The sequence below is a fragment of the Rhizobium leguminosarum bv. viciae genome, from assembly GCF_012276115.1.
GTDB classification, from domain to species: Bacteria; Pseudomonadota; Alphaproteobacteria; order Rhizobiales; family Rhizobiaceae; genus Rhizobium; species Rhizobium leguminosarum_T.
In genome coordinates, this window is record NZ_WIEU01000002.1 from 352,555 (window position 1) to 377,095 (window position 24,541).

The following is a 24,541-nucleotide window of genomic DNA, read 5'->3' on the forward strand; positions in this document are numbered from 1 at the left end:
CGATATGCCGGAAGCTATACCATGCTCATCGTCCCCGCCAAACGGGCGCCCGTTTCTGCTGGAAGGCGGCAACGCCCTCCAGCGCATCCTCGCTTTGCAGCGCCTTGACAAGCGCCGGCGTCCGCAAGGCCTGCGCCTCCGCGGGGCTCAGATGGCCGGTCCGGTTCACCGTCTGCTTGATCGCGCGTAGCGACAGCGGCGCGCAGGCAACGATATCGGCAACCCAGCGATCGACTGCCGCATCCAGCTCAGCCGCAGGAACCACCTCGTTGACAACCCCGAACCCCGCCATCTCGGCGGCGCTGAACTGCCGGCCGGTCAGCATGACGGCCATCGCCCGGTTGAAGGCGATCTTTCGTTGCAAAAGCACCATGCCGCCATCCAGCGGCATGCGCCCGACGCGGGCTTCGGGCAGGCCGAAGCGCGCCGTTTCCGCGGCAATGACAATGTCGCAACCGAGCACCATCTCGAAGCCGCCACCGAGTGCAAAGCCATTGACGCGGGCGACGACGGGCACATCGAGAGACCGGCGAAACGCCAGCCCGCCGAAGCCGTTGACCCGGCTCGCCGCCCAATAATCGAGGCCGGAGCTACCGCTCCCGCCCTTCAGATCGGCGCCGGCGCAAAAGGCTCTTTCCCCGGCTCCGGTCAGGACAACGCAGCTGATGTCGTCCCGCGCTTCGATCTCGCGCCAGATCGTCTCCAGCTCCTGCTCCGTCGCGGCATCCACCGCATTCATGCGGTCGGGACGGTCCAGGGTGACGCGGGCGACACGGTCTCCGACGGAAAACCCGACACTCATGCCGCATTTCCTTGCAACCTGCCGAGAGAGCCGAGGATCTCGTCATTGTGCTGGCCGAGTTGCGGTGGCGAAATGCGCACCGCGACCTCAGCCGCCGACATGTCGATCGGTGAGCCGATGAGGCGGATCGGGCCGGCTGCCGTCTCGCCGGCCTCCAGTATCATCTTATTGATGATCGTCTGCTCGTCCTTCAGCGCTTCCGGCAGGGAGCGGACAGGCGCGCAGAGGATGTCGACATCCTCCAGGCGCTGCAGCCAATGCGCCATGGTGTTTTTCGCGAAATTGTCGCGGAAGATCGTTTGCAGCTCCGGCCGCCGCGCCATCTGCGCGTCGAAATCCTTGTAATGCGGGTACTGCGACAGATCCTCGATCTCAAGCGCGTTGCAGATATCCTGAAGCGGGTTCTGCTTGAACGCGCCGACCATGACGATAGCACCGTCAGTGGTCTCGAACACGCCGGTCAGCGGGAAGGCGCCCCAGTTGAGGTCTCTGTCTCGCATCAGATGCGTCGTCCCCTCCTGCATCTGCATGGCGAGCATGGAATTATACAGGCTGACGGCGACTTGCTGGCCTTCGCCGGTCTTGTCGCGCTGCAGGAGCGCCAGGAGAATGCCCTGAACCAGGTGCATGCCGGCGGAATAGTCCGCAAGCGGCGTGGCATAAATCGAAGTCGGGTGGCTGCAGTCCGACTTGCGGCGCATGACGCCCGATACCGCCTGCGCCAGCACGTCCTGTCCACCCTTGTGCCGGTAAGGGCCGGTCAGGCCGAAGCCCGTGCCGACTGCATAAATCAGCTTCTTGTTGATCTTCTTCATGTCCTCGAAGCCGAAGCCCATGCGCTCCATGACGCCAGGACGGAAGTTGTTGACGACGACATCGGCCGTCTCGAGCAATGTGAGCACGGTTTCGCGCGCCTCGGGCTGCTTCAGGTCGAGTGCCAGGCTCTTCTTGTTGCGGTTCAACGAGCAGAAGACCGGGTTGTTCAGGCCATCCGGATCGGAGCCGAGCGACCAACGGGAGAGATCGCCGATACGGACCTTTTCGATCTTGATGACTTCGGCGCCATAATCGGCCAGCACCTGGGTGCAGGAGGGGCCGAGCATGACTTGTGTGAAATCGATGACGCGAATGCCGTCGAGGGGGAGAATGGTCATTCTGCGGCCTCCAGATAGGTAGCGTTTTCGGATGGAGCGTCGCCGGGATCGGCCCCCTGCGCCCGCATCTGTTTCTGAATTGCCTTGATGTCGGCCTTGCGCACGGTCGTACCGGCATTGAGCGCAACGACGGCTGCAACACCCGCAGCTTCGCCCATTGCCATGCAGGGCGGAATTTCGCGGCTGGATTTCTGCGCTTGCGGCGTTGCCGAATAATGGCGGCCGGCGACGATCAACTGGTCGATCTCCTTCGGCAGCATTGCCCGATACGGCGTGTAATAATCACGGCCACGGCAGACCGTATCGGCGAAATGTTTCCTGGTCATCACATCGTCTTTGGTTACGACATAGTCGCCTTCCAGGAGCCGGGTCTGGCGGACGCCGGTCTGCGGGGCGAAATCGACGACATAGGCATTTTCAAAGCCCGGCATTTCTTCACGCGCGAAATCCAGCAAACGGGCGATGCGGGCGCGGCCTTCCAGCTCCGCCTGGGTCAGATCCTCCACCTTGAGGCCACTCAGTTTCGGCATATGCGGGCAGTTGAGCCAGACAACGCCAGGCAGCGGCGTCTTCAACCACCAGAAGGACCAGCACCCGCCGATCAGGCGCTTGGCCTCATGATCGAGCAACTTGAAGGCCTCCGGATCCTCACGCTCGAACCGCTCGGCTGCATCGGTATCGACGCCGCCCCAGCGGGAAACCGTCGTCAGGATAAAGTTGGATTCGACATGCGAAGCGCCGGCGCTGGCGGCAACATCGAGATCACCCGTCGTATCGATGACGACATCACCAAGGATTGCCTCCATGCCCGCCTTGGTCTGGCAGATCACGCCCCTGATCGTCTTGCCTTCAACGATCGCGGAGGAGAACCAGCTATGGGTTCTGAGCTTGACGCCAGCAAGAGCCAGAATGTCGTAGGAGGCACGCTTGAAGGCGTCGGGGTCGAAGGCTGCGGAAAAGCAGATCGGATGCGGCATGGACGGCGTGTGAAAGTCGAACAGTCCCCAGCGCGCCCAGCGCTGCCAGGCTTCCGGCGTGTCGCGGAACTCGATCAGGCGGTCGCGGTCCGTCGGCGTGACGCACAGACCCCAGAGCTTCATGCGCTCGATCATTTCCATGCAGATGCCGCGCACGGTGATTTCGAGCTCGTTGATCATATCGTCGAGCACCAGCACCATGCCGCCGGCGGCGAGGCCGCCGACATAAGGATAGCGCTCCAACAAGGTCACGCTCGCGCCGTTGCGGGCCGCCGACACTGCCGCCGAGATCCCGGCTGGGCCGCCACCGACCACGACGACGTCGGAACGATCGACCACTTTGATGTCGCGCGCAGGCTGATGGATTGTCTCAATCATTGTCGTTTTCTCCTGGTTGCGCGTGCTCAATGCGATCCGGCCGGCTTCCAGCGCACGACCTTTGCCTCGACGACCGAGACCAGGGCGAAGAGGACCACCGCCAGAAGGGCTGCGATCACAACGGTCGCGTAGAGAAGCGGCGAGCGGAAATTATAGGTGGCCTCGATGATCAGGGCGCCGAGACCGAAACTCGAACCGATCCATTCTGCGACGATCGCCCCCATGACGCTGCTGGTTGCGGCGATCTTCAAGGCGGCGAACAGGAAAGGCAGCGAGCTCGGAAATCGCACTTTCCAGAGGATCTCCGAATTGGTGGCGGACAGAACCCGCATCAGGTCGAGCATGGCGGGACTTGCCGCCCGCAACCCCTGGACCATGTTGACCAGCGTCGGAAAGAAGCAGATCAGACCGGCAATGATGATCTTTGGCGCCAGTCCGTTGCCGAAAATCAACACGAGGATCGGCGCAAGTGCGATGATCGGGATCGCCTTGATGAAGACGGCGATCGGGTAAAATGCCTTTTCCGCCGTCGTGCTATGCACGAACCAGACCGCCAGCAGGATGGCGACGAGGTTACCGAACAGGAAGCCGAGGGCGGCTTCGAGCAGCGTCGGCAGGAAATTCCGCCACAGCGTTGCGGCATTGTCGCGAAAGGCGAGCACGACGTCGGCCGGGCTCGGCGCCATGAAGGTCGGGATCTTGAATATCCAGATCACCACTTGCCAGAGCACGACGAGGCCGAGTCCAGCCAGGATCGCCGGCAGATTTCTCGACAGGGTGCCAACGGTGGCGTCGAGGATCGCAATCTTGCGCGGCGTGGATGCGGGCGCGGAACGCGCTTCGGAAGAGACCACGTTGCTCATAGGCATTCCTCCAGCAGAGCGCGCAGATGCGCCGTCACCTGAATGAATTCCACCGTGTCTCTCATGGCGAGCGAACGCGGATAGGGAAGGTCGACCTTCATGAACTCCTTCACACGGCCCGGATGCGCCTGAAGCATCAGCACATGCTGGCCAAGGAAGGCCGCTTCGGGGATGGAGTGAGTGACAAACAGGATCGTCGTGCCCGTCTCCTGCCAGAGCCGCAGCAATTCCTCGTTCAGCTTGTCGCGGGTGATCTCGTCGAGTGCGCCGAAGGGCTCGTCCATCAGCAGGATGCGCGGGCGTGTGACCAACGCCCGGGCGATGGCGACCCGCTGGCGCATGCCGCCGGAGAGCTCATGCGGCAAGGCGTTTTCACGCCCCTTGAGACCGACCATCGCCAGCAGCTCCACCGGGTCGGCAAAGGAACCTGCTGCATGCTTGCCGACCTCGATCGGCAGGCGGACATTGTCGATGACGCTGCGCCAGGGCAACAGCGTGGCATCCTGGAAAACGAAGGCGAAATCGCGGCCCTCTCGTGCCTCGCGCGGCGAGCGCCCGAGCACAGAGATCGAACCGCCGTTGATATGCACGAGATCGGCGATACAGCGCAGCAGGGTCGATTTTCCGCAACCCGAAGGGCCGAGCATCGTCACGAACGCTCCCTCGGGAATATTCACCGACACGTTGGAAAGAGCGGTGATCTCGTTGTCCTTATTGCCAAAGCGGATGTCCAGATTGGCGATGGAGACGGCGAGCGGCGATCCGGCTGGCAGCGGATCTGGCCGTTTGACGGTGGCGGCGGCAGTCATGGCCGTTCACCCGACCTGCTTGCGGATATCGGCTGTCGCATCGAGTATGGCGAAGCTCGCGACGTCATCGACGGTCGGAACCGTCCCGGTGAACTGCTTGAGGTCGCCATAGGCCTTGATCTGGGCTGCCCAGTTTTCCCTGTTCATCGCACCCCAGCCGAATTGCTTGGTGGTGTCGCCGAAGGAGAATTTCGCAATCGGACCGACGGCTTTGAGTTCGCTCGCCTTATCGAGATTGGGATAGGTCTCGACCAGTATGTCGACCGCCTCATCCGGATGGTCGCGGACATAGCCCCAGCCCTTTGCGGCTGCCGTGGTGAAGCGCACCAGCACGTCGGCATGTTTGTCGAGCTGTTCGTCGGTGGTGTAGTAGACATTGGCATAGAGCTGCAGCCCAGCATCCCAGAGCATCATGTCGACGCGGTCGTCACCCAGGACCGAAAGGGCATTGGTGTTGGTGATCCAGCCGGTGACGGCGTCGGCCTGACCGGTCAAAAGCTGGTTCATGTCCGATCCCATATTGACCATCGTCACCTGATCCTCGGCGATGCCGTTCTTGGCGAGCAAGGCGCGAAGCAGGATAAAAGCCGTCGGCTGCGTGGCGATCGTCTTGCCGACCATGTCCTTCGGCTCGCGGATCGGCGCTTTCTTCAGCGAAAAATAGGTGAAGGGATGTTTCTGATAGCCGGCCAGGAAGGCTTTGACGGGGATGCCGGCGGAGCGCGCCAGCATCACCGACGGGCTGGACGAGATTTGGCCAAGCGTCGATTGCCCCGCCGCGACACCGGCGACGCCATCGACATTCGGGCCGCCGGGAACGATCTCCAGCTCGACGCCCTGCTCCTTGAAGAAACCCTTCTTCTGCGCAACGACTTCACCGATCACGCCGTTCGAGACCAGCCAGCCCAGCTGCATTTTCACCTGGGCGACGTCTTGTGCAAGGCCCGCACGCACGCCGATCAGGGTCTGTGCCGCGACTAAACCGCCCACCGTGGCGACATTGGATATGAAGCGACGGCGGTTCATCATGAAATGAGACATAATAGTTCCCCTATTTGTTCCCCCGGTCCGGCTTTTATCGTCGTGTACCGAAGCTCATTTGCCGAGTGCCCGGGGAGGATGGGGAATTTTGGCGTTCTAATAAAGAACAATTATTCGCTAACTGAATTGCCAAAAAGGCAACGCTATCGGATAGAACCTGCGGGGACACTGCCCATCCAAGCTGAGAACGCTGTTCGGATTGGAGGTATCAGACGTCACGGCGGCTGTACCGTGTTGTGCTAATGAATCCGATAATTGAACGACAAGCTATTGATGTTGCATCAAAACATTTGTTTCGCGGCGGCGATGCGCAACCACGGGATCAAATGTTGGTGGACTGCTTTGCGCTTTCCAGGACGAAATCATAGAATAGTTCACTGACGAATCCGGGCAACTGAGCGAGGAGCCGCCGGATGCTCCCTCTGTGACAGCTGACGCGTGACGACGAAGACCAGCAGGGCGCCGACCGCAAGACAGGCCGAGAGAAAGAACATCGGCGCGATCGTGCTACCGCTCGCTTCCTTGATCCAGGGCACGACGTTCTGGGCGACGAAGCCGCCGAGATTTCCGACGGAATTAATGGCGGCGAGGCCCGCCGCAGCCCCCGCGCCTTTCAGGAAACGAGAGGGCAGGCTCCAGAACACCGGCTGGGGCGCGAAGATCCCGGCAGCGGCGACACAGAGGAAGGCGAATTGCAAAGTGTGGTTCGGGATCAGCGCCGAGAGCAGCAGGCAGGCGGCACCGATGAAAGCCGGAATGACGATATAGGGCGTCTTCGATTGCGCCTTGTCGGCCATGGCGGGAACGGCATAGAGCGCGATCGCGACCAGCACCCAGGGAATGATGTTGAGAAAACCGTTCACCGTGTTGCTGACGCCGAAAGCCTTGACGATGGTCGGCAGCCAATAGCTGAGGCCATAGGCCGAAAGCGGAAAGGCGATATAGCAGAGCGCCATCAGCAGGACACGCGGGTCGATGAGCGCCTTGAAGCCGTTGCCGGCATTCTCGCCCATACCGGCATTTTCGGAAGTGAGCCTTCGTTCGAGCCACTGCTTCTCCTCGCCGCTCAGGAAGCTTGCATTTTCAGGCCGGCCGGGAAGATAGAAGAAGGTGACGATGCCGGCGATCACAGCCGGAACGCCCGTCGCCAGAAAGACCCACTCCCAGCCGGCAAAGCCGTAGAGGCCGTCGAGATCGAGCAGCATGCCGCCGAGCGGCGCACCGACGGCATTGGCGATGGCGCTGAAGATCATGAACAGCCCGACCATCCTGCCGCGATAGGTCGAGGGAAACCACAGCGTCAGCAAATAGAGGACGCCGGGAAAGAAGCCGGCTTCGCAGACACCGAGCAGAAAGCGCAGGATATAGAACATCGTCGCGTTCTGCGTGAAGGCGAGAGCGACGGTGACGATGCCCCAGGAGACTAGGATGCGTGCAAACCAGACACGGGCGCCGAGCTTGTCGAGGAAAAGGTTGCTCGGCACCTCGAAGAGAAAGTAGCCAATGAAGAAGAGCGATGCGCCGAGACCATAGGCATATTCGCTCATTCCGAGAGCATCGACCATCTGCAGCTTGGCGAAGCTGACGTTCTGCCGGTCGATATAGGCGATGAGATAAAGGATGCCGAGAAACGGCATCAACTTCCAGGTGATTTTCGAGATCAGCCGCTTCTCGTCGACCATAAGTATTCTCCGGTATGACCATGCTTCGGGATCGGATAAATAGAGCGGCCGGCAGATATTCAATTGTGCGCGGCATTTTCTCGCAGCCGCAACCCTGATGATGTGACCGTACCCGAAGCCGGGTACGGTCTCTTTGATCATTCAGCAGCGGCGACGGCGGCGCGGCGGCCGATCGTTGCCTGGGTCAGCACGAAGGCTGCGAAGGCGCAGAGCGCGATGCCGGCGGCCATCGGAACGGCTGTGCCGTCGAAGAAGACGCTCGATATGACCATGGCGACGGCGGCGATCACGAAATGCAACGTGCCCATCAGCGACGAGGCGGTGCCGGCGATCTCGCCGTGATCCTCGAGCGCAAGCACCGCGCTCGTCGGGATGACGAGGCCGAGGAAGCCGTAGCCGATGAACAGGAAGGTCGCCAAGACAGGCAGCTGGTTGAAGCCCGCGGCCATCACCACCGCCATGACGACCATGGCAAGGGCAAAAGCGCTGACCGCAATCCGCATGACGCGCACAAGGCCGAAACGCTCGCCGAGCCAGCCCGTCGCCTGCGATACCGCGAAGAAGGACACGGCATTGATCGAGAAGGCGAAACTGTATTGCGTCGGCGTCAGCCCGTAATGCTGGATCAGCACGAAGGGCGAGTTGGCGAGATAGACCAGGAAGCTCGAAATGCCGAGGCCGCCGATGAAGGTCAGCGTCAGAAAGTTGCGGTCGGCAAGCAGCAGGCGGTAGGCCGCCATGGCGCTCTTCAGACCGCTGCCGCTACGTTCGGCCGGTGAACGGGTTTCGTCAAGCTGGGTGGCGAGCAGGACGAGGCCGATGAAGGCTGCGATCGTCACGGCCCAGAATACGCCGCGCCAGCCGTAGAACTCGATGACGGCGCTGCCCGTCAGCGGCGCCAGGATCGGCGAGATCGAAAAGACCAGCATCAACAGCGACATCAGGCGAGCGGCCTGCACACCGGTATGCATGTCGCGAACGATGGCGCGCGGAATGACCATGCCGGCGGCACCGCCGACACCCTGAACGAAACGGAAGGCGATCAGGGTTTCGATATCGGTCGCCAGCGCGCAGCCGATCGAGGCGACGGAAAAGAGGCCGATGCCGAGATAGAGCGGCAGCTTGCGGCCCCACATATCCGACAGCGGACCATAAACCAGCTGGGCGAGCGCAAAGGAGATGAAGAAGGCGAGAAGGGTGAGCTGGGTGACGTTGTTATCGGCATGCAGGTCCTGGCCGATGGACGGCAGCGCAGGCAGATACATGTCGATGGCAAAGGGCCCGATGGCCGACAGAAGGCCGAGAATGAGGGCAATGCGAAAGAAGGGAGCCGTCATAATGGTGATCTTTCATAAAAGCGCAGCGGAAATACCGTATCGTCGCTCCGCGGCATTGCTCTGAGAGCGCCGTGCGTCCTTTCGGACGCAAAAGGACGCTCCAACACTTTAAATCTACGCATCGTGCTTTCCGAAAATCGGTTCCGATTCTCGGGCCGATGCGCGGTTTCAATGATGATCGTTCGCGCGAAGACGAAGTTGGGAGCTCATATCTCAGCGGCGAACCAGGAGTGTCAACAAATTTGGACACGGATGTAAAGTTAGACGCCATTGTCTAAAACGTCAAGACGTCTTATCTTCGCTCTCATGAAAGATCGCATGACACCGGCAGTCCGGATGACGGGGCATACGCAGCGTGGACAATGCGCCAAGCGCATGTCGATCCTTGATGCCGCGGCCGATGTATTCTGCCGCCAGGGTTTTGCCGGCGCCAGCATCGACGAGATCGCCGCCGTCGCCTGTGTCTCGCGCCAGACGATCTACAATCACTATCGCGAGAAGGAAACGCTGTTCGTCGCCGTCGTCGAAGACGTCATGAACCGCGCCAACGCCATGCTCTTCTCCGTGCTGTCCACCTTTCCGGCTAACGCCGACAATCTGGAGGACGAACTGACGGCGTTTGCCGTGCGCCTCAACAAGAACTGCATCTGCAACCACGACGGAAAATTCCTGCGCAAGCTGGTGCAGACCGAGGGCGAGCGATATCCGCACCTCTTCGAAAGCTGGCGCCAGCAGGGGCCGGGCAAGCTGACCACGGCACTTTCCGCACTTTTCGCCAGGCTTGCTCACAAGGGCACGCTCGTCATCGACGATTTCGACGTCGCCGCGAGACAGTTCGTGGCGCTCGGCAATGCCGATCTGCAGATGATGATCCTTCTCGGCGGCACGCCCACCGACGAAGAACTGGAAAAGGCGGCGCGCAACGCCGTCCATACCTTTCTCAAGGCCTATGGCAGGCCGGACGCGGAAAAGGCTGGCCATCCGCGGCAGCTCGCAGCCATATCCGGCTGATCAGGCCCTACGATCAGGCAGTCCGATCAGGCAAAAACCGTCATTTGTGAGGGTACGACCGCGAACATGCCGACACGGCGCGCGGCAAGATATTTCACCAGCTGTTCGACAACCGAAGGCATGACCGGCTTCTGAACCACACCGACCGCGCCCTTCACGCCGTCAGCCACCACTTCGGGATTGCCGGTCATGAAAACGACGGCAATGCCATGCTCCTGCGCCAGCCGCCGGCCGATCTCAGGCCCGGTGGGGCCGTCGGCGAGATTGACATCGACGAAAGCAATGTCGGCAAGCGGCGCCAGCCGCAGCGCCTGTTCGCGATCATTCGCAAGGCCGGCAACCTGCATCCCCATGCCTTCCACCGTCGCCTCGAGATCGAGGGCGATTAGGAATTCATCTTCGACGATCAATACTCTCTGTTTCATGAGATCATCTCGTTGCCAGCGCCGCACGACATTGGTGGCCATGATACGTCCCCTTGGTTACGCATAACTCGAAAGAGGTATCCGCTCCGGCAGTCTATCCGACGCGAAACTCATGGCAGTAACGGGCAAGTCGACGATATGTTCCGCGATGGAGCGCCGAATTTTATATTTAAGATATTGTTAACGTTGATAAATCCTTAATTGCATAAAGCTGATACGAAAAAAGGCGACACCATCGCCGTCCCGCTAAAACCAGCACCGACAGGGTTAATCAGCCCTTGACCTTCATCACCAGGACCGGTTTGCCGCGGTAGTCGGCGGGAAACAGCGACTTCAGGTTCTCGATTTTCGGAAGGTCGTTGTAGACGATATAGGGATAGGTCGGATTGAGCGTCAGGAAATCCTGGTGATAGGCTTCGGCCGGATAGAAGCCCGTGGTTTCAGACACTTTGGTGACGATCGGCTGCGGGAAGACATGCGTGTTGTCGAGTTGGCTGATATAATTCTCGGCGACCTTGCGCTGCTTTGGATCGGTAACGAACAGCGCCGAACGGTACTGCGTTCCCCGGTCCGGACCCTGAAAATTCAGCTGGGTCGGGTTGTGCGCCACCGAGAAGAAGATCTGCAGCAACTTGCCGTAGGTGACCTGTTTCGGGTCGAATTTCACCTGGACGGCTTCGGCATGGCCCGTCGAGCCGGTGCTGACGGTTTCGTATTGCGCCGTTTTAGCGTCGCCGCCCGCATAACCGGAGACGGCGCTCTCGACACCCTTCACATGCTGGAAGACGCCCTGGACACCCCAGAAACAGCCGCCGGCGAAAATGGCAGTCTCAGTGCCTGAGCCGGCCGCCTCGTCGACGGCTGGTGGCGGGATGACGACGGCGTCCTCGGCCGCGCCTGCGCCACTCGCACCGAGCGAGAAAACAACGGCGGCAAAGAGCGCGGCAAGGCTCCTGCGGTGGAACGACGTGGACATCGCGTTACCTCCTGTGATCGCCCAAATCCTTGCTCATCCTTGCAAAACTCGCAAATCACAAGCCGGTCACTCACGCCGATGTGACCGCCAGACGAAAGCGCCTGTGTGAAGATGAAACAGCGCTCAACTTGAGTTGACAATCTCGTGAGGAGTGAGGACAGTGCCCGCCGGTCAGAGCCAGCATTCCGGGGGGAACCTATGTCCGTGCGCTCGTTCTTTGCTTTCGCCACAATCGCATTTTCCATGATCGCCGTCAGTTTTCCCGCAGCCGCTGCGGATACCAAGCGCGACATCCAGACGATCAAGGACGCCGATTTCTTCGGCTTTGATCTTCGCACCGAACAGAACGTCTCGCTCGATCAGTGCAAGACCTCCTGCATCGGCGACAGGAGTTGCAAGGCCTTCACCTACAATCCCAAGGTGAAATGGTGCTTCCTCAAATCCGATTTCAAGACGATGAACGCCTTCCCCGGCGCGATCGCCGGCAAGATCGTCGAAACGGCCGGCCAGCAGGAGCGGGATTTAGGTGCTGCGCCGCGCCTGACCTTCCTGAGCAACGATCTCATCCAGCAGGCCCACGACTTCAAGGACAATCTCACCCTCGCCGACGACCAGCAGGGCCAGGGCGTCGACAGCCTGACGGCCAATGCCCGCCTCGACCTCACCGCCAACAACCTGGCCGCCGCGCTGAAGTCCTTCCATGGCGCGCTGTCGATCACGCCTGACGACGCCGATCTCTGGCTCGAAACCGCCCGCGCCGCAGCCTCGCTCGGCAGCGCCGAGAGCAGCACGACCGGACAGGCCGTGCTCGACGCGCTGAACGGCTACGAGCTGACGCGCACCACCGCCAAACGTGCCGAGGCGCTGGCAGTGCTCGCCACTGCGCTGGAGCGGAATGCCAACTACCGCCCGGCGCTCGACGCCTACAAGGCGAGCCTGGCGCTTGTCGGCGCCAAGGATGTGCAGGCGGCCTACCTGCAGCTGAAATCGACGCAGGGCTTCCGCATCACCGAACACACGGTCGACGCCGACAGCGCCACGCCACGGGCCTGCGTCACCTTCTCGGAAGCGCTCGTCAAGACCACCGACTACACGCCCTTCGTGACGCTGAACGGCGAAGCGCCGAAAGCGCTGGAAACCAAGAACAAGCAGATCTGCGTCGAGGGGCTGACGCATGGCCAGACCTACAAGATCGGCTTCCGTACCGGCCTGCCATCCGCCGTCGACGAGGTGCTGGAAGCACCCGTCAGCATCGACGTCTACATCAAGGACCGCAGCCAGATGGTGCGCTTCACCGGCGACAGCTTCGTGCTGCCGTCGACGGCGCGCCGCGGCATCCCGATCGTCTCGGTCAACATGACTTCGGCCAACCTCAAACTCTACCGCATCGGCGATCGCGCCATTGCGCCGCTGCTGACCAATTCGCAATTCCTGTCTCAGCTCGATGGCTACAGCGCCCAGAACATCCAGGATCAGAGCGGCGAGCTCGTCTGGCAGGGCTCGATCGACATCGCCAACGAACTCAACAAGGACATCGTCACCAGTTTTCCGGTCGACGAGGCGCTGCCCGAGCGCAAGCCCGGCATTTACGTGATGACCGCAACGGCGGCGAACGGCCCGGCGGAGGAGTGGGATTCGCAGGCGACGCAATGGTTCCTGGTCTCCGATATCGGCGTCACCACCTATGCCGGCACGGACGGGCTCAACGTCTTTACCCGCTCGCTCGCTTCGGCCAAGCCGATCGCAGGCGTCGAGCTGCAGCTGCTTGCCAAGAACAATGAAGTGCTCGGCACCGCGACGACCGACGAAAACGGCCGCGCCACCTTCACCGCCGGCCTGATCCGGGGCACGGCAGCGCTGACGCCGGCTGTCATTGCCGCCAGGAACGAGACCTCGGACTACGTCTTCCTCGACATGACGCGCGCCGGCTTCGACCTTTCCGACCGCGGCGTGACGGGTCGCGCGGCACCCGGCGCGATCGACGTGCTGACGTTTACCGAACGCGGCATCTACCGCGCCGGCGAGACGGTGCATGCGCAGGCGCTCGCCCGCGACACCGATGGCAACGCCATCGAGAACCTGCCGCTCACCTTCATCTTCAGCCGCCCGGACGGTGTCGAGGACCGGCGCATCGTCAGCCAGACCAGCAATCTCGGCGGTTATACCGTCGATTTCCCGACCCAGGAAAACGCCATGCGCGGCACCTGGACCATGAACATCTATACCGATCCCAAGGGCAGCGCGATCGCCACCAAGAGTTTCCTCGTCGACGATTTCGTGCCCGATCGCACCGACATGGAGATCAAGACCGAGGCCAAGGAAGTCGGTCCGGACACGCCGGCGACGATCACAGTTTCGGGCAAATATCTCTACGGCGCCCCGGCCGCCGGCCTGACGCTCGAAGGCGACGTCGTCGTCAAGCCGACGCGCGAGAGTGCTGCCTATAAGGGCTTCCTCTTCGGGCTTGCCGACGAAGAAGCGAGCGAGGATTCGCGCCAGCCGATCGACGGCCTGCCGGAACTCGACGAGAATGGCGAAGCCTCGACGGATCTCACCATCAGCGAACTGCCGGCAACGACGCAACTGCTGAACGCCACCGTCTATATGCGCATGCAGGAGGCGGGCGGGCGGGCCATCGAGCGGTCCCTGACCATTCCGGTGAAGAACGAGCGCGCGTCGATCGGCATCAAGCCGGAATTTTCCGATGATCTGCCGGAGAACTCGATCGCCAACTTCACGGTGATCAGCGTGAATGCCGATGGACAGAAGCAGGAGGCGAAGGGCCTGCGCTGGAAATTCTACAGCCTCAACCGGCAATACCAATGGTATCGCGAGGGAACGGCCTGGAAATACGAGCCGGTCTACACCGCCGAGCAGGTCTCCAACGGCGGCGTCGACGCGACGATGGACGGCGGCAAGATCTCCGTGCCGGTGGGCTGGGGCCGCTATCGCCTCGAAGTGGAAAGCCCCGATGCCGACGGTCCGACCTCCAGCGTCGAATTCGACGCCGGCTGGTTCGTGAGCTCGACCTCGACCGAAACACCCGACGGGCTGGAAATCGCCCTCGACAAGGACAGCTACAAGATCGGCGACACCGCCAAGCTGAAAGTCACCTCGCGCCATGGCGGCGAGCTGATGGTGACGGCGGGAACCGAAAAGCTGGTTGCCGTACAGAACGCCACGATCGGCGAGACCGGCGGCGAGATCGACATCCCCGTCACGGCTGATTGGGGTGCCGGTGCTTATGTGACCGCCACGCTCTTCCGTCCCGGCGACGCCCAGGACAGCCACATGCCGATGCGCTCGATCGGCATCAAATGGCTGAAAGTCGACCCCGAACAGCGCGCGCTCCAGGTAACGCTCGACACACCCGAAAAGATGTTGCCGCGCGGGCCACTAAACATTGGCCTGCAGGTGGCGGGTGCCGGCGCCAACGAGGATGCCTATGTGACGGTTGCCGCCGTCGATGTCGGCATTCTCAACCTGACGCGCTACGAACCGCCGAACCCGGAGGACTGGTATTTCGGCCAGCGCCAGCTCGGCCTTGAAATCCGCGACCTCTACGGCCGCCTGATCGACGGCTCGCTGGGTGCGACCGGCAAGCTCCGGACCGGCGGCGATGGCGGTGCCATCGCGCTGCAGGCAAGCCCGCCGACGCAGAAGCTCGTCGCCTTCTTCTCCGGGCCGGTGAAGCTCGACGCCGAAGGCAAGGCCAATGTCTCCTTCGACATCCCGCAGTTCAACGGCACGGCGCGCGTCATGGCGGTCGCCTGGTCGAAATCAGGCGTTGGCCACGGCGTCAAGGATGTCATCATCCGCGATCCCGTCGTGGTGACCGCAAGCCTGCCGAAGTTCCTCTCGCCTGGCGACAAGGCCAATCTGCGCCTCGACATCGCCAACACCGATGCACCGGCCGGCGACTATAAACTGCAGCTGACCGGCAATGACGCGGTCGGCATCGAGCAGGCATCCGCCTCGCAGACGATCCGCCTCGAGGCCGGCGCGAAATCCGAGCTGACGCTTTCGCTCATCGGCAAACAGCCGGGCGCCGGCAGCGTCTCGATCAACCTCTCCGACGCCTCCGGCCTTTCGCTCGACCAGACGGTCGACGTGCCGGTGCGACCAGCCTCCTTGCCGATCACCGAACGGCGGGTGCTGGCGCTGAAGCCGGGGGCAAAGCTCACCGTCGACAAGAACCTGCTTGCCGACAGCGTGCTGCCCGGCGCCTCGATCAGCGTCAACGTCACCCGTTCGGCCGCCTTCGACATCCCGGCACTCCTGATGACGCTCGACCGCTATCCCCTCGGCTGTGCCGAGCAGACCACCAGTCGGGCGCTGCCGCTCCTCTACCTCGCCGAGGTGGCGAAGCAGGCTGGCATGGCAAACGATGATGATATGAAGAAGCGCGTGCAGGATGCGATCTACCGCGTGCTCTCCTATCAGGCCTCAGCCGGGAGCTTCGGCCTGTGGGGACCGGATTCGGGCGATGTCTGGCTCGATTCCTACGTCACCGATTTCCTGACGCGGGCCCGCGAAATGAAATACGACGTGCCGGAAAGAGCCTTCGTGCAGGCGCTCGAAAACCTTCAGAACACGCTGTCCTACACCACCGACATCAAGGGCCAGGGCGACCAGATCGCCTATGCCATCTACGTCCTTGCCCGCAACAAGAAGGCCGCGATCAGCGATCTGCGCTACTATGCCGATACGATGATCAACGATTTCCCGACGCCGCTCGCCAAGGCGCATATCGCCGCCGCGCTGGCGCTCTACGGCGATGCGCAGCGTTCGAAGAATATTTTCCTCGACGCGCTGCAGATGTCGGAACAATCGATGGTGTCGCGCGTGAACCTGTCGCGCACCGATTACGGCACGATCCTGCGCGACGGCGCCGCGATCCTGGCGCTTGCCGCCGAAAGCCGGCCGGTGCCGCCCGTCATCCCGGAACTCGCCAAGGCGGTCGGCAAGGAATGGCAGCGCAGCAAATACAAGAGCACGCAGGAAGAGACCTGGATGCTGCTTGCTGCGCGCGCCATCCAGGGCGGTGACGATGGCCTCAAGGTCGATGTCAATGGCGCCGCACACACCGGTGCCTATATGGCACGCATGACCGGCGATGCCCTGGCTGACCATCCGCTGACGCTGACCAACCAGACCAACGACACGGTTTCGGCTGTGGTCACCACCGTTGCCGCCCCGACAGTGCCGCTGCCGGCCGGCGGCGACGGCTTCATCATCGAGCGGACCTATTACACGCTCGACGGTGAAGAGGCGAATGTCAGCGAGGCGAAGCAGAACGAACGCTACGTCGTCGTCATCCGTGTGCGCGAAACCAATGACTGGCCGTCGCGCATCGTCATTACCGACCTTCTGCCCGCCGGCTTCGAGATCGACAATCCTAGCCTCGTCGACAGCGCCCAGATGACGAATTTCGACTGGATCGGCGAGATCTCCGCTGCCCATACCGAATTCCGCTACGACCGCTTCGTCGCTGCCTTCAACCGTGCAGCCGGCGACAACCGCGAATTCAACGTCGCCTATGTCGTGCGCGCCGTCACCCCCGGCACCTACGACCACCCGGCCGCAAACGTCGAGGATATGTACCGGCCGGAGCTTTCGGCCCGCACGGCAACAGGCAAGATGGAGGTCGTGACGGTGCAACAATGAGGCGGCGGCACAAGTTTGCAATCGGATCCGTGGCCGGCATCCTTCTTGCCGGCACGGCTCTCTTTGCGCTCGATGCCGCCGACAGAGCCTTTCCGCCGCCTCTGGAGAGGGCGAATGTTGTGTCGGCCGAAGTGCTGGATGCCGACGGGCAATTGTTGCGTGCCTTTGCGACGTCGGAAGGCCGCTGGCGGCTGAAGACGACGGTCCCCGAGGTCGATCCGCAATTCCTGCGCATGCTGATCGCCTATGAGGACCAGCGTTTCTACGAGCACGGCGGCATCGACCTCTGGGCGCTCGGGCGCGCCGCCATGCAATTGGTCAGCAACGGCCGCATCGTCTCGGGCGCCTCGACGCTGTCGATGCAGGCGGCGCGGTTGATCGAGCCGCGCGAAGGGCGCTCGCTTTCGGCAAAGCTCTTGCAATTGGTGCGCGCCGTGCAGATCGAGCGGCGGCTGTCGAAGCAAGAGATCCTCGACCTTTATCTGACGCATGCGCCCTATGGCGGCAATCTCGAAGGCCTGCGCGCCGCAAGCCTTGCCTATTTCGGCAAGGAACCGCGGCGCCTGACGGTCGCCGAGGCGGCGCTGCTCGTCGCCCTGCCGCAATTGCCGGAACGGCGCCGGCCGGACCGCAATCTGAAGGCAGCCGAGGCCGCGCGCAAGCGTGTGCTCGACCGCGTCGCGGTCGCCGAGGCCGTTGGCGACGGCGAAGCGGAGCGGGCCGAGGGTGTCACGGTCCCACCGCGGCGCATGCAGTTGCCGGCACTTGCCGCCCATGTCGCCGAAGCCGCACTGCGCAAGGAGCCAACGGTTCTCAAGCATCAGACGACGCTGAAGAAACAGGTGCAGCAGGGGCTGGAGGCGGTTGCGCGGGCAGCGGCCATGAAGCTCGGGCCGAAGCTTTCGCTCGCCATGATAATGGCCGACGCGCAGACTGGCGCGATCGTCGGCGAGGTCGGCTCGGCCGATTATTTCGACGCCAGCCGCTCCGGCTGGATCGACATGACGCGCGTCAATCGCTCGCCGGGCTCGACGTTGAAGCCCTTCATCTACGGGCTCGCCTTCGAGCAGGGCCTGGTGTCTCAGGAGACGATCATCGAAGACCGGCCCGCCGATTTCTTCGGTTATCGGCCGCGCAATTTCGACATGAGCTACCAGGGCGACGTCACCGTGCGCGAGGCGCTGCAGCTTTCGCTGAACGTGCCGGCCGTCAAGCTGCTCGATGCCGTCGGGCCGTCGCGGCTGATGGTGCGCTTCCGCCGCGCCGAAGTGCGCCCGGTCCTGCCGCCGAATGAGGCGCCGGGGCTTGCGATCGGGCTTGGCGGCGTCGGCATTACCCTGAAGGATCTGGTGCAGCTCTATACGGCGCTTGCCAATCGCGGTCAGCCGGTTAGGCTCGGCGACGGCGTCACCGGCGCACCGGCCAAGCTCGACGGCGAACCGCTGCTGGAACCGGTCGCGGTCTGGAACGTCGCCGATATTCTCTCCGGCGTCATTCCGCCCGCCGGCGCGCCGCAGCGCGGCATCGCCTACAAGACCGGCACGAGCTACGGCTATCGCGACGCCTGGTCGGTCGGCTATGATGGCCGCTATGTGCTCGGCGTCTGGGTCGGGCGGCCTGACAACAGCGCCGTGCCGGGGTTGACCGGCTATGGCACCGCCGCGCCGATCCTGTTTGAAGGTTTTACCAAATCCGGCATCGCGACGACGCCGCTGCCCCGCCCGCCTGCGGGCGCCGTGCGGATCGCCCAGTCCGAGCTGCCGATCAGTCAGCGGCGTTTCGCACTCAATGCCAGCGGCCTGCTCGCCTCCGGCCGCGAGGCCGCACCGCAGATCATCTATCCGCCAGAGGGCGCGCATGTCGATCTCGGCGCTGGGCAAGGCAACCTGTCACCGCTGATGCTGAAGCTTCAGGGCGGCCGCGCGCCCTTCCGCTGGCTTGCCAACGGCAAGCCGCTGCCCGACCTCTCCCGCCGGCGCATCCAGCAATGGCTGCCCGATGGCGGCGGCTACTCCAAACTGACCGTCATCGACTCGACCGGCCGCGCCGCAAGCGTCGGCGTTTTCATCGACTAGCGCATCATTCCTTGCGCGTCTGAAAGGACCCGCTGCGCGGTAAGGGAACAAAAGCCGCACTGCAACCGTTGGGGACAATGTCCTTCCAACGTCAGACGGCCCCATGACACTTCCGACAGCGACCTACCGGATACAATTCCGCAACGGCATGGCCTTCGATCGCGCCTGCGACCTCGTCCCCTACCTCAAGACGCTCGGCATCAGCCACCTCTACGCCTCTCCGATCTTCACCGCCGTCAGCGGCTCGACCCACGGCTATGACGTGACAGACGCCAACGACATCGACCCGGCGCTCGGCGGCCGGGCAGGATTCGAACGGCTGGCGGAAAGCCTTGCCTCCGCAGGCATGGGGTTGATCCTCGACATCGTTCCGAACCACATGGCGGCCTCGCCGGAAAACGGCTGGTGGCGCGACGTGCTGACATTTGGCCGGCAAAGCGCCTATTTCAGTCATTTCGACGTCGACTGGAGCGAGCCGCTGACCCTGCCGCAGCTCGGCCAGGATTTCGAGGGAGCACTGGCCGACGGCGAACTGCGCATTACGCTCGACGAAACTCACGGCAATTTCGCCTTCGGTTATTTCGAAACGCTGTTGCCGCTGAACCCCGGGAGTTACGGAGCGATCGCAAATCGGCTCGACGATCCGGTTGCCACCAGAATGGCGGAAGCAGCGGCCGTGACCTCCGGCGAGGATTTCAATCGCGCGATGCGCGATATCCTCTTCGAAGGCGGCGATCGGGCAGTTCTCCGGCAAAAACTCAATGACGTCTCCTCCGACCACGATTTCATGAGAAACCTGCATGAGGGGCAGCATTGGCGGCTGACCCATTGGAAGGAGGCGGCACGACATCTGAGCTATCGCCGTTTTTTTGAGGTGACTGGACTGGTCGGCATCCGCGTCGAAGATCCCCCCGTGTTCGAGGACATGCACCGACTGGTGATCGAGCTGGTGCGCCACGGCAAGGTGCAGGGCTTGCGCATCGACCATGTCGACGGGCTCGCCGAACCCAGGGCCTATCTCGACAGGCTGCGGGAGGCGTCCGGACCGGACACCTTTATCGTCGTGGAAAAGATCCTTGGCGCCGGTGAGGTCCTGCCGGAGAGCTGGCCGGTTGCCGGCACCACGGGATATGAATTCATCGCCGCACTGAGCGAGCTGTTCATCGACGGCGGCGGTCTGCGCATATTGGACGATGCCTATCGCAGCATCGCCGGCGAAACGGGCAATCTCGAGGAGGGCCGGCGGATTGCCAAGCGACTGATGGTCGAACGCAATTTCGCCGGCGAGACCGACAGGCTGGTGTCGATCGCGGCAGGCATCTTTCCCGAGGTGAAAAGAGACGAGATCGCTACCGCCCTCAGCGAACTGCTGATCGCCTTTCCCGTCTACCGCACCTATGGCGACGGCGGTCCGCTTTCCTGGCAGGATTCAGCGGTGCTTGCGGCGACCGCCTCGCAAGCCATGGCGCAGCTCGACGACCGGCGAGCATGCGACCATGTGCTGAAGCTTCTCGAAGGCAAGGTCGAAGGTGACGCGGCCCACGACTTCCGTATCCGCTTCCAGCAATTGAGCGGGCCGGTGATGGCGAAGGCGACGGAGGACACGTTGTTTTACCGCTATAACAGGCTGCTTGCCGCAAACGAAGTCGGCGGCGAACCGGGCAAGGCGCCAGGCGGCCCGGAGGAATTCCACCGCCGCATGGCCGAACGGGCGCGGCTGCAGCCGCATGGGCTTTCGGCAAGCGCCACCCACGACACCAAACGCGGCGAGGATGCGCGCGCAAGGCTTTATGCGTTGAGCGAGGGCGCGGATGTTTTTGCACAGGCGGTCGAGCGTTGGCGCGACATGAACCGGCCGTGGCTGAAGGATCTGCCGGAGGGCGCAGCGCCGGAGCCGAATGTCGAATGGATGTTCTATCAGGCCCTGGCCGGCATCTGGCCGGAGGATTTCGACCGAGGACAGACGGAAGAACTCCGCGCACGCTTCACCGATTATGCGGTCAAGGCTGTGCGCGAGGCGAAACTGCGCAGCGGCTGGACAGAACAGGATGCCGCTTACGAGGAAGCGGTCGCCACCTATGCTGCGGCACTGGTTTCGCCTGACAATGACGTCTTCCTCGAGGATTTCGAAAGGGTACTGCAGCCTTTCATCGCGGCGGGTTACCTCAACAGCCTGTCGCAGACGCTGCTCAAGCTGACGGCCCCCGGCATTCCCGATATCTACCAGGGTGCGGAGGGCTTCGATTTCAGCCTCGTCGATCCCGACAACCGCCGGCCGGTCGATCATCAGCCGCTGACGGCTTGGCTGGCCGAATCCGGGCCGATCGCCAAGCTGCAGGCGGCGGCGTTGAAGCAGCGCCTTGTCGGGATCGGCCTGCAGCTACGCCAACGGCAGGCGGATCTCTTTGCCAGAGGCGACTATCTGCCGCTGAAGGTGACGGGCAACCGCCGCGACCATGTGCTTGCTTTTGCCCGGGTGCATCAGGATGATTTCGCTATCGTCGCCGCCCCGCGGCTGATGTTTGGCTGGCTCGATCCGGGCGTGCTCTTTGCCGGTCCTGAATTCTGGGAGGATACGGCGATCGCCATCCCTTCCCCGCTTCATGGTCTGAAGGCCGATCTGGTGACCGGAAAGACAATCGAGCCCGGGGGCAGCATTTCAGTCGCCACTCTGCTCGGGAGCCAGCCGATCGGGCTGATCACCCCGATCTGACGATCAGCCGTCGCAAAAGTCGAATCCATGAAAATAGCGCTTGACCTTCCAGTCACTGGAAGGTGGATAAGCTTATCCAACGGCCCTCCGGGGCATAGGAGATAGTCATGGATACTAAACACGATCACCATCACGGCCACGCCAAAGGGGATAATCATTGCTGCTCCGGTCATGATCAGGAGAAGCTTGCCGGGGCGGTGATCCGCGATCCTGTCTGCGGCATGACGGTCGACCCCCAGGTCGGCAAGCCCTCGCTCGATTATGACGGCCGCACCTATCATTTCTGCTCCGAAGGCTGCCGGACGAAGTTTGCGGCTGCGCCGCATGATTACCTAAGCGCGACGGACCCCGTCTGCGGCATGACCGTCGATCGCTCGACGGCGAAACACTTTCTGAAAGCCAATGGCGAGAAATTCTATTTCTGCTCGGCCGCCTGCCAAGCGAAGTTCGAAGCCGACCCCGCAGCCTATCGCAACGGCAACCGCCCAGCGGCACAGCCGGCACCCAAGGGTACGCTTTATACCTGCCCGATGCATCCGGAAGTCGTTAGCGATCGTCCCGGCGACTGCCCGAAATGCGGCATGGCGCTGGAGCCGATGGGCATTCCGCCTGAGGACGAAGGCCCGAACCCGGAACTCGTCGATTTCATCAGGCGGCTCTGGGTCAGCGCCATTCTCGCCATACCTTTGTTGGCGCTCGGCATGGGGCCGATGTTCGGCCTGCCGCTCCGGGAAACGATCGGCGAACCGCAGGCGACCATCATCGAACTCTTACTGGCAACGCCAGTGGTGCTCTGGGCGGCCCTGCCCTTCTTCCGCCGCGCATTGGCGTCCCTCGTCAACCGCAGCCCGAATATGTGGACACTGATCGGTCTCGGCGTCGGCACCGCCTATGTCTACAGCGTCGTCGCCACGCTCGCGCCCGGCATCTTCCCGATGAGCTTCCGAGGCCATGGCGATGCCGTACCGGTCTATTTCGAAGCGGCAGCCGTTATCGTCGCGCTGGTCTTTGTCGGCCAGGTGCTGGAATTGAAAGCGCGTGAACGCACCGGCTCGGCAATCCGCGCTTTGCTCGATCTTGCGCCGAAGACTGCGCGGCGCATCGATGCCGAGGGCAGCGAAAACGACGTGCCGGTGGACGAAATCCAGCCTGGTGATCGCCTCCGCGTGCGCCCCGGCGAGCGGGTGCCGGTGGATGGCTCCGTCCTCGAAGGCCAGTCGACCGTCGATGAATCGATGATCACTGGTGAGCCCCTGCCTCTGGAGAAGTCGAAGGGTGACCCGCTGACCGGCGGCACGATCAACAAGAACGGCACCTTCGTGATGGCCGCCGAGAAGGTCGGCGCCGATATGGTGCTGTCGCGTATCGTCGACATGGTCGCCAAGGCGCAACGCTCGCGAGCGCCGATCCAGGGTGCGGTCGACCGGGTGTCGGCCGTCTTCGTGCCGGCGGTGGTTGCCGTCGCCATCCTTGCCTTCCTCGTCTGGGCAGCGATCGGCCCGGAGCCGAGCATGGCCAATGGGCTGCTTGCCGCCGTTGCCGTTCTCATCATCGCCTGCCCCTGCGCGCTTGGCCTTGCGACGCCGATGTCGATCATGATCGCGACCGGGCGCGGCGCGCAGGAAGGCGTGCTGATCAAGGACGCCGAAGCGCTGGAGCGTTTCTCCAAGGTCGACACGCTGATCGTCGACAAGACCGGCACGCTGACCGAAGGCAGGCCGAAGCTTACCGATATCGTCGCCTTCGGCGGGATCGCGGAAAACAGGCTGTTGTCGCTGGCGGCAAGCCTGGAGCGCGGCTCCGAACATCCGCTGGCCGAAGCAATCGTTTCCGGCGCCGAGGAGCGCGGTGTCCTCTTCGTGGAAGTCACCGGCTTCGAGGCAAAGACCGGCAAGGGCGTTCAGGGTCTTGCGGGCGGTACAACAGTGGCGCTCGGCAATGCGGCGATGCTCGCCGATCTCGGCATTGATCCGGCCGCACTTGCCGAGAAGACCGAAGCCCTGCGCGGCGACGGCAAGACGGTGATGTTCGTGGTGTTCGACGGAGCGCTTGCCGGCCTTGTCGCCGTTGCAGACAGGATCAAGCCGACGACAGCAGCCGCCATTAAGGCGCTGCACGACAGCGGTCTGAAGATCATCATGGCGACGGGCGACAACGAGCGCACGGCACGCGCGGTGGCAAAAAGCCTCGGCATCGACGAGGTGCGCGCCGATGTGCTTCCGGAAGGCAAGAAGGCGCTGATCGACGAGTTGCGTGCCAAGGGCGCCATCATCGCCATGGCCGGCGACGGCGTCAACGACGCGCCGGCGCTTGCCGCCGCCGATGTCGGCATTGCCATGGGTACCGGCGCTGACGTCGCGATGGAAAGCGCCGGCATCACATTGGTAAAGGGCGATTTGAACGGCATCGTCAGGGCGCGGCGGCTGGCGGAGGCGACGATGCAAAACATCCGCCAGAATCTCGGCTTCGCCTTCGGCTATAATGCGCTCGGCGTGCCGGTTGCGGCCGGCATGCTCTATCCGATCTTCGGGTTGCTGCTGTCGCCGATGATCGCGGCGGCGGCAATGAGCCTGTCGTCCGTCTCGGTGATATCAAATGCGCTGAGACTGCGCTTTGCAAAACTATAGGAGA

The 24,541-nt window shown here is 62.7% G+C and carries 15 protein-coding genes; 5 read left to right on the plus strand and 10 right to left on the minus strand.

The window, feature by feature from the left end:
* Positions 1–25: 25 nt before the first annotated feature.
* The 8 genes from GFM02_RS04935 to GFM02_RS04970 form a co-directional block, all read right to left on the minus strand.
* Positions 26–802, minus strand: coding sequence for an enoyl-CoA hydratase-related protein (locus tag GFM02_RS04935; protein ID WP_168266805.1), 777 nt, complete (start codon positions 800–802; stop codon positions 26–28).
* Positions 799–1,956, minus strand: a complete 1,158-nt coding sequence (locus GFM02_RS04940) for a CaiB/BaiF CoA transferase family protein (protein WP_168320974.1) — start codon at positions 1,954–1,956, stop codon at positions 799–801. Before GFM02_RS04940 ends, GFM02_RS04935 begins: the two co-directional genes overlap by 4 nt.
* Positions 1,953–3,311 carry an FAD-dependent oxidoreductase gene (locus GFM02_RS04945; protein ID WP_168320975.1) on the minus strand — a complete coding sequence of 453 codons (1,359 nt, stop codon included), beginning with the start codon at positions 3,309–3,311 and terminating at the stop codon, positions 1,953–1,955. The genes GFM02_RS04940 and GFM02_RS04945 overlap by 4 nt, the downstream gene beginning before the upstream one ends.
* A 26-nt stretch (positions 3,312–3,337) precedes the next feature.
* Complete coding sequence (locus tag GFM02_RS04950) at positions 3,338–4,174, minus strand: ABC transporter permease (RefSeq protein ID WP_168320976.1); 837 nt, start codon at positions 4,172–4,174, stop codon at positions 3,338–3,340.
* The gene (locus GFM02_RS04955; RefSeq protein WP_168320977.1) at positions 4,171–4,983 is read right to left on the minus strand and encodes an ABC transporter ATP-binding protein; all 813 of its coding nucleotides are present in this window, start codon (positions 4,981–4,983) and stop codon (positions 4,171–4,173) included. Before GFM02_RS04955 ends, GFM02_RS04950 begins: the two co-directional genes overlap by 4 nt.
* Before the next feature lie 6 nt (positions 4,984–4,989).
* The gene (locus tag GFM02_RS04960; protein ID WP_168320978.1) at positions 4,990–6,024 is read right to left on the minus strand and encodes an ABC transporter substrate-binding protein; all 1,035 of its coding nucleotides are present in this window, start codon (positions 6,022–6,024) and stop codon (positions 4,990–4,992) included.
* A gap of 374 nt (positions 6,025–6,398) precedes the next feature.
* A complete protein-coding gene (locus tag GFM02_RS04965; RefSeq protein ID WP_168320979.1) occupies positions 6,399–7,706 on the minus strand; it encodes an MFS transporter in 1,308 nt (435 codons plus the stop codon).
* A gap of 137 nt (positions 7,707–7,843) precedes the next feature.
* Positions 7,844–9,043 carry a multidrug effflux MFS transporter gene (locus GFM02_RS04970; RefSeq protein WP_168320980.1) on the minus strand — a complete coding sequence of 400 codons (1,200 nt, stop codon included), beginning with the start codon at positions 9,041–9,043 and terminating at the stop codon, positions 7,844–7,846.
* Positions 9,044–9,313: 270 nt separating this feature from the next.
* On the opposite strand from GFM02_RS04970, the gene GFM02_RS04975 reads away from it, so the two are divergent.
* Positions 9,314–10,054, plus strand: coding sequence for a TetR/AcrR family transcriptional regulator (locus GFM02_RS04975; RefSeq protein WP_020052893.1), 741 nt, complete (start codon positions 9,314–9,316; stop codon positions 10,052–10,054).
* A gap of 26 nt (positions 10,055–10,080) precedes the next feature.
* Here the strand turns inward: GFM02_RS04975 and GFM02_RS04980 are convergent, their stop codons facing one another.
* Both GFM02_RS04980 and msrA read right to left on the minus strand, forming a co-directional pair.
* A complete protein-coding gene (locus tag GFM02_RS04980) occupies positions 10,081–10,521 on the minus strand; it encodes a response regulator (RefSeq protein ID WP_026265589.1) in 441 nt (146 codons plus the stop codon).
* A gap of 229 nt (positions 10,522–10,750) precedes the next feature.
* Positions 10,751–11,455, minus strand: a complete 705-nt coding sequence (gene msrA / locus GFM02_RS04985) for a peptide-methionine (S)-S-oxide reductase MsrA (protein WP_168320981.1) — start codon at positions 11,453–11,455, stop codon at positions 10,751–10,753.
* A 198-nt stretch (positions 11,456–11,653) separates the two neighbouring features.
* On the opposite strand from msrA, the gene GFM02_RS04990 reads away from it, so the two are divergent.
* The 4 genes from GFM02_RS04990 (at position 11,654) to GFM02_RS05005 (ending at position 24,537) form a co-directional block, all read left to right on the plus strand.
* Positions 11,654–17,122 (plus strand): alpha-2-macroglobulin family protein, encoded by a 5,469-nt coding sequence (locus tag GFM02_RS04990; protein WP_168320982.1) that lies wholly within the window; start codon positions 11,654–11,656, stop codon positions 17,120–17,122.
* Positions 17,119–19,197 carry a penicillin-binding protein 1C gene (gene pbpC / locus GFM02_RS04995; RefSeq protein ID WP_168320983.1) on the plus strand — a complete coding sequence of 693 codons (2,079 nt, stop codon included), beginning with the start codon at positions 17,119–17,121 and terminating at the stop codon, positions 19,195–19,197. The genes GFM02_RS04990 and pbpC overlap by 4 nt, the downstream gene beginning before the upstream one ends.
* Positions 19,198–19,300: 103 nt before the next feature.
* On the plus strand, positions 19,301–21,910 hold the full coding sequence (gene treY, locus GFM02_RS05000; protein WP_168320984.1) for a malto-oligosyltrehalose synthase: 2,610 nt from the start codon (positions 19,301–19,303) through the stop codon (positions 21,908–21,910).
* A 107-nt stretch (positions 21,911–22,017) separates the two neighbouring features.
* Positions 22,018–24,537 carry a heavy metal translocating P-type ATPase gene (locus GFM02_RS05005; RefSeq protein ID WP_168320985.1) on the plus strand — a complete coding sequence of 840 codons (2,520 nt, stop codon included), beginning with the start codon at positions 22,018–22,020 and terminating at the stop codon, positions 24,535–24,537.
* Positions 24,538–24,541: the final 4 nt, after the last annotated feature.